General features: G+C 65.8%; 6 protein-coding genes, 2 tRNA genes and 1 pseudogene. 5 read left to right on the top strand and 4 right to left on the bottom strand.

Going from position 1 to position 4,999, the window contains the following annotated elements; translation table 11 throughout:
- Nucleotides 1-351: ATP-binding cassette domain-containing protein (locus ACE5C1_RS04490; RefSeq protein ID WP_374942865.1), on the bottom strand; the 351-nt coding region annotated here is incomplete at its 3' end.
- Between the two features lie 164 nt (nt 352-515).
- Between ACE5C1_RS04490 and ACE5C1_RS04485 the strand changes: the two genes are divergently transcribed.
- The 5 genes from ACE5C1_RS04485 to ACE5C1_RS04465 all read left to right on the top strand — a co-directional run bounded on the left by ACE5C1_RS04485 (nt 516) and on the right by ACE5C1_RS04465 (nt 3,157).
- Nucleotides 516-1,955, top strand: coding sequence for a M20/M25/M40 family metallo-hydrolase (locus ACE5C1_RS04485; protein WP_374942864.1), 1,440 nt, complete (start codon nt 516-518; stop codon nt 1,953-1,955).
- A 152-nt stretch (nt 1,956-2,107) separates the two neighbouring features.
- Entirely contained in the window at nt 2,108-2,353 is a 246-nt protein-coding gene (locus ACE5C1_RS04480) for a hypothetical protein (protein ID WP_374942863.1), read from the top strand.
- A gap of 53 nt (nt 2,354-2,406) precedes the next feature.
- Nucleotides 2,407-2,673 carry a hypothetical protein gene (locus tag ACE5C1_RS04475; protein WP_374942862.1) on the top strand — a complete coding sequence of 89 codons (267 nt, stop codon included), beginning with the start codon at nt 2,407-2,409 and terminating at the stop codon, nt 2,671-2,673.
- 110 nt (nt 2,674-2,783) lie between these two features.
- Nucleotides 2,784-2,856, top strand: a tRNA-Ile gene (locus tag ACE5C1_RS04470).
- A gap of 224 nt (nt 2,857-3,080) precedes the next feature.
- A tRNA-Pro gene (locus ACE5C1_RS04465) sits at nt 3,081-3,157 on the top strand.
- Nucleotides 3,158-3,272: 115 nt separating this feature from the next.
- Here the strand turns inward: ACE5C1_RS04465 and ACE5C1_RS04460 are convergent.
- The 3 genes and pseudogenes from ACE5C1_RS04460 to ACE5C1_RS04450 all read right to left on the bottom strand — a co-directional run.
- Nucleotides 3,273-3,722: a DUF6471 domain-containing protein gene (locus ACE5C1_RS04460; RefSeq protein ID WP_374942861.1), complete on the bottom strand. Its 450-nt coding sequence runs from the start codon at nt 3,720-3,722 to the stop codon at nt 3,273-3,275.
- The gene (locus tag ACE5C1_RS04455; protein WP_374942860.1) at nt 3,683-4,009 is read right to left on the bottom strand and encodes a hypothetical protein; all 327 of its coding nucleotides are present in this window, start codon (nt 4,007-4,009) and stop codon (nt 3,683-3,685) included. Before ACE5C1_RS04455 ends, ACE5C1_RS04460 begins: the two co-directional genes overlap by 40 nt.
- A gap of 648 nt (nt 4,010-4,657) precedes the next feature.
- Nucleotides 4,658-4,999: pseudogene (locus tag ACE5C1_RS04450) on the bottom strand (hypothetical protein); the annotation flags it as partial.

Raw genomic sequence — 4,999 nt, 5'->3', positions numbered from 1 at the left:
CTGCGGATCGCCCATCTCGGCGGAGATCGCGTTGAACCGGTCGACCAGGTCCGCGACCGGGCGCACGCCGTCCTTGACGTTGCCCATCACGTCCTTGGTCGCGTCGAGCTGCGGCTCCTGCGCCAGATAGCCGACCTTGATCCCGTCCGCCGCCCAGGCCTCGCCGACGAAGTCCGGGTCGATACCGGCCATGATCTTCATCAGCGTCGACTTGCCCGACCCGTTAGGGCCGATGATCGCGATCTTCGCCGAGGAAATGAACTGCAAGTGAATGTTGTTGAGAACGGGCTTGTTCGCGCCTGGGAAGGTCTTGGTCAGACCCTTCATGACATAGGTGTACTGGACGGCCATGGCGGGCTCGTGCTCCGTGCTGGGTAAGGTCGGGGATTTCTTGCGCGGAGATAGCGACGGCGGCGCGGATTGGCAACGCGCTGGCCTTGCCGAGGCGCGGGGGTTCCGTATGACGGCCGAGTCAATCGTCGCGCGTGATGCGGACTTCACGGGAGCTGCCTGCCATGAACCCTCTCCTCCTAGCGTTGCTCTTGCCTGCGGCGGCCGTGCAGCAACCCCAGCCACAGCAACCGCCCAGCCCCGCCGCGCCCGCCGCCACCCGGCCGCGCGCGACACCGGCGGTGGTCCGGGTCGACCCCAAGGTCGCCGCATTGCGCGACAAGGCGCTCGCCGACGCCACCGCCTACGCCATTGTCGAGGGGCTGACGACCGAGATCGGCCCGCGCCCCGACGGCTCGCCGCAGCAGGCGCGCGCCCGCGAGTGGGCCGTGGCGAAGCTCAAGGCGTTGGGGTTCCGGAACGTCCATATCGAGCCGTACGTACTGGAGAATGTCTGGGAGCGTGGGGTCGAGACCGCGGAAGTGGTGTCGCCCTATCCGCAGCCGTTGCGACTAACCGCGCTCGGCAATTCCGCCGCGACGCCGCCGCAGGGGCTGACGCTGCCGATCGCCTATTTCGCCTCATTCAACGACCTTGCGCTGGCGCCTGCGGGCAGCCTCCAAGGCAAGATCGCCTTCGTCTCCAACCAGATGCAGCCAACGCAGGACGGATCGAGCTACGGCAGTTCGGGCGCGGCGCGCTTCGTCGGTGCGAACGTTGCGGCGAAGAAGGGCGCAGCGGCGATCGTCATTCGCTCGATCGGCACCGACCACGGGCGCGGGCCGCATGCGGGCGGCACCAACTTCGAGCCGGGCGTGACGCCGATCCCCGCCGCGGCGCTGTCGGTCGCCGATGCCGAGAACCTCGAACGCATGGTTAAGCTCGGCGCGCCGGTGACGTTCCACCTCACGCTGACCCCGCGCAACGTCGGCACGCGTCAGTCGGGTAACGTCGTCGCCGAAGTGCCGGGAAGCGATCCGAACGCGGGTGTCGTGCTGGTCGGCGGTCACCTCGACAGCTGGGACCTGGGCACCGGCGCGATCGACGACGCCAGCGGCGTGGCGATCACCACCGCGGCCGCCAAGCTGGTGATGGACGCAGGACGCCCGCGCCGGACAATCCGAGTGGTCTGGTTCGGCGACGAGGAGACCGGCGGCTGGGGGGGCCAGGCCTATGCCAAGCGCCATGCCGGGGAACGCCACGCCACTGCGGGCGAGAGCGACTTCGGCGCAGACCGCGTCTGGCGGTTCGAAACCAACCTGCCTCAGGGCGCAAGGGCGATCGGCGACCGGTTGGCGGCTGCGCTGGCGCCGCTCGGCATCGTCCGCGGTACGGGCGCGGCGGGCGACGGCACCGATGTAGGCCCGATGATCCGCACCGGCGTCGCCGCGATCGACCTCAACCAGTCGGGCCTGCGCTATTTCGACTGGCACCACACCCCCGAGGATACCCTCGACCGGGTCGATCCCGAGCAGTTGCGCCAGAACGTCGCCGCCTGGACGACGATGCTGACCGTCGTCGCCAACGCGTCCGAGGAGATCGGCGCGGTCGTTCCACGCCCTTGAGATTGCCGGCAGTGGAAATGCGGCGAAACGGTGTCGATCCGGTTGCGCTGCGGTGAAATGTGCATTGACCACGAGGGACGGCACGCTATCACCACGAACTTCGCGACGGCGGTCCGTCGGTCGCGACGGATAGTCATGCTTGGGAGCATTACATGAAGAAGATCGCGCTCGTTTTCGCCGCCGCCGGCCTGATGTCGGTGGCCGCCTGCAACCGCTCGCCGAAGGAAGCCGCCGCCGACAACGTCTCCGACAACATGGAGATGCAGGCGGACAATCTGGAGGCGCAGGCCGACAACACGTCCAACCCCGCCGAGGCTGCCGCGCTGACCAACGCGTCGGAGAACGTCGAGAACCAGGCCGACGCTGTCGAGAACAACGTCGAGAACACCTCGATGTAATCGCGTTCCCGCCCTTCGGTGGCGGGACGCAGTTTGAATATACAGGAGTGTTTATGAAGAAGATTTTGCTCGTTGCCGCTGCCGCCGGCCTGCTGTCCGTGGCCGCTTGCAACAAGTCGCCCGCTGCCCAGGCTGTCGAGAACAACGCCGACATGATGGCGGACAACATGGAAATGCAGGCCGACAACATGGACGCCATGGCCGACAATACGTCCAACGCGACCGCGTCGAACGTGATGGAGACCGCCGCAGACAATCTGAACGACGCTGCGGACAACGTCCGTGATGCCGCCGACGAGAAGACCGACAACATGAACTGATCCGCTTCGGGCCTCGGCCCGATGCATCGGTAACGAGGGCGTCCCCCGTTGGGGGCGCCCTTTTTCGTTGCGCGCGCGTGCGACGCTCCGCTAGGCGCGGGATCGCGTGTGCGCCTGTAGCTCAATGGTTAGAGCTGGCCGCTCATAACGGCTAGGTTGCGGGTTCGAGTCCTGCCGGGCGCACCGCGCAGGCGCACGTCGCCAGCAAAGCTGGCGTCGAGACGCCCAAGCGCGGCCGGCCTCGCGGAGCGAGGACCGACGACGCGGCTTCGCCGCGGCACGTGTTCTTGTCCATCTTCCATCGCCACCCGCCGCGCCAAAGCCGCGTCGTCGGTCGTAGCTGACGCTACGCCGGCCGGACGCGTTGCGTGTTGTCGATAGCTACGCTATCGGCATCCGCATCGCGTCGGGGAGTGGCGCAGTCCGGTAGCGCGCCTGCTTTGGGAGCAGGATGTCGCAGGTTCGAATCCTGTCTCCCCGACCAACTTCTCGGCATAATCGAGGGGACTAACCAGCGTAGCTGGTGAGCGGGGTGCGCGACAGCGCGCACCGCACCCCAGCTACCATTGGTTTTTAGGTACGGCGACGCCAGGGAGGCGTCAGTCCGCTTTTCGAGCGAGCTTCTGTGCCGCTCCCCCTCCACTGAACTCCCCTCGAAGCAGTGCATCCAGACGCGGCAGCGTCAGCTCGTCGGCGCCGATCGCGATCATCGCCTCCAGGAAGAACACGAAGGTAAATCGCCCGCGCGACACCTTGTTCTTGATGCTCGCGGCACCTATCTCTCGCGCTACGCCGCCGAGACGGCCTGGCGGGAGAACAACCGCCACCTCGATCACCGCGCGAAGACGGAGCTGCTGATTGCCGCCTGCCTCAAGGCCCCGCCCTCGCGCTTGTTCAGCGGCTATTGGCAGCACCACGGCGCGAACCACATCGAGTTCCCGCAGGACGACGTGTTCGGGGCCTTTCTGGCCGGCATGGGTATGGACGACCAGCCGCGGCCCGACGAAGCCTAGCCAATCGCCCTCAACGGCGGAACCTCGATGCGCCATCGGCTTGCGAACTTCTGCCCGTCGTGCGCGGTCAGCTCACCCAACTTCTGCTTCAGCGTGGCGTCGACGACGCGATCGATGTCCTTGGGTGTCAGGGAGCTTGCGTCGACCTCGTCGAGCTCCAGTACCGCCATCGCGATCTCGCGAGCCGTGAGCGGCCCCTGGGCTTCCCTGAGCACGTCCAGAGCGAACTTGGCGGTGTTGCCGATGCGCACTGCGTTCTTGTGCACGAATGGCTTGGAAGGCTTGACCCTGTCCTTCGTCCAGGTGGGGTCGACCTCAAACATGACCCGCTCAGCGCACTTGATCACCTCGCGCAGGTCGTCGGCCCGCTTCTGGACCGTTGGCAGCTGCTCGAACAGCGACAGGATCTCGGCCTCACGCGCCGCCTTATCGGCCAGCTCGCCGGCCTACAGGCCCATCTTGTCCTGCAAGGCCTGCTTCAGGTTCGAAATGCCCATTCGGGACTAGCCTCCGTGCCGCTGGTCGGGTTCCCCGACTATCTCACGGACGTTAATCCCACGATTCTATTAACGACGGGTGGTTAGCCTGCACGATTATACCACGACTTTTCAGGAGCCTAGCCCGACATAGACGCGATCTGCGCGGACAATTTGGCGCTTTCTGGCACAGCACGGATCCGATGCGCGTTGCACGGGCGACGAAGCTGCGCGGCCGATTAGGAACGACTGGCGATCGACCGATGCGAGAGGCTGTGCGGTTTGCGATGGAGCGAAGGAGCTGTTTTGCCCGCGCTTTTCGGATGAATTCGTAGGTGTGGGGCCGCGTGAGCTCGAGAAGCGCTTTTACACCCATGACGTGGCACACGCGGCAAGGTTCAGAAACGTTATCTTGAGGCCGTTATCGATCGCGTTTCGGACCGATGATCCCCAGCTTGCCCGCATGCGCGCAACGGTCACCATTGCCAAAACCGGTCACGATGGCCGGACGACCAACAGATGAAAGCTGCCGGCCGTAGCCACCGGTCGGCCACCAACGGTTGCCGGCGGGCCGAAAGCGGCGGTCGGCAAGTAAAGCGTGCCATCGGATGGATCGAGTGCACCGGTGCGTGCGCCGACTGCGGTCTTGACGGACGCAATCTCGTGCACCCCGCCTCGCCCGTCGAGCGCCAGCACCTCTAGGTCGCGTCTGCATTTGAGGGATTCCATTTGGTCGGCGGTTCTGATTGAAGGCTGGCGAAGGAGCCGGGCCTTGAGCAGACGCATGCTGACGGACGAACAATGGGTTCGGATCGAGGGTTGTCTGCCTGGGCGGTC

Source organism: Sphingomonas sp., assembly GCF_964263785.1.
Taxonomy (GTDB): Bacteria; Pseudomonadota; Alphaproteobacteria; order Sphingomonadales; family Sphingomonadaceae; genus Sphingomonas.
This window is presented reverse-complemented; position numbering and strand designations above follow the sequence as displayed.

Bases quoted from the DNA above. Each gene is read 5' to 3' on its own strand.
- ACE5C1_RS04480 (WP_374942863.1), top strand. From the start codon at position 2,108: ATGAAGAAGATCGCGCTCGTTTTCGCCGCCGCCGGCCTGATGTCGGTG.
- ACE5C1_RS04455 (WP_374942860.1), bottom strand. From the start codon at position 4,009: ATGTTTGAGGTCGACCCCACCTGGACGAAGGACAGGGTCAAGCCTTCC.
- ACE5C1_RS04475 (WP_374942862.1), top strand. From the start codon at position 2,407: ATGAAGAAGATTTTGCTCGTTGCCGCTGCCGCCGGCCTGCTGTCCGTG.
- ACE5C1_RS04485 (WP_374942864.1), top strand. From the start codon at position 516: ATGAACCCTCTCCTCCTAGCGTTGCTCTTGCCTGCGGCGGCCGTGCAG.
- ACE5C1_RS04460 (WP_374942861.1), bottom strand. From the start codon at position 3,722: ATGGCGCATCGAGGTTCCGCCGTTGAGGGCGATTGGCTAGGCTTCGTC.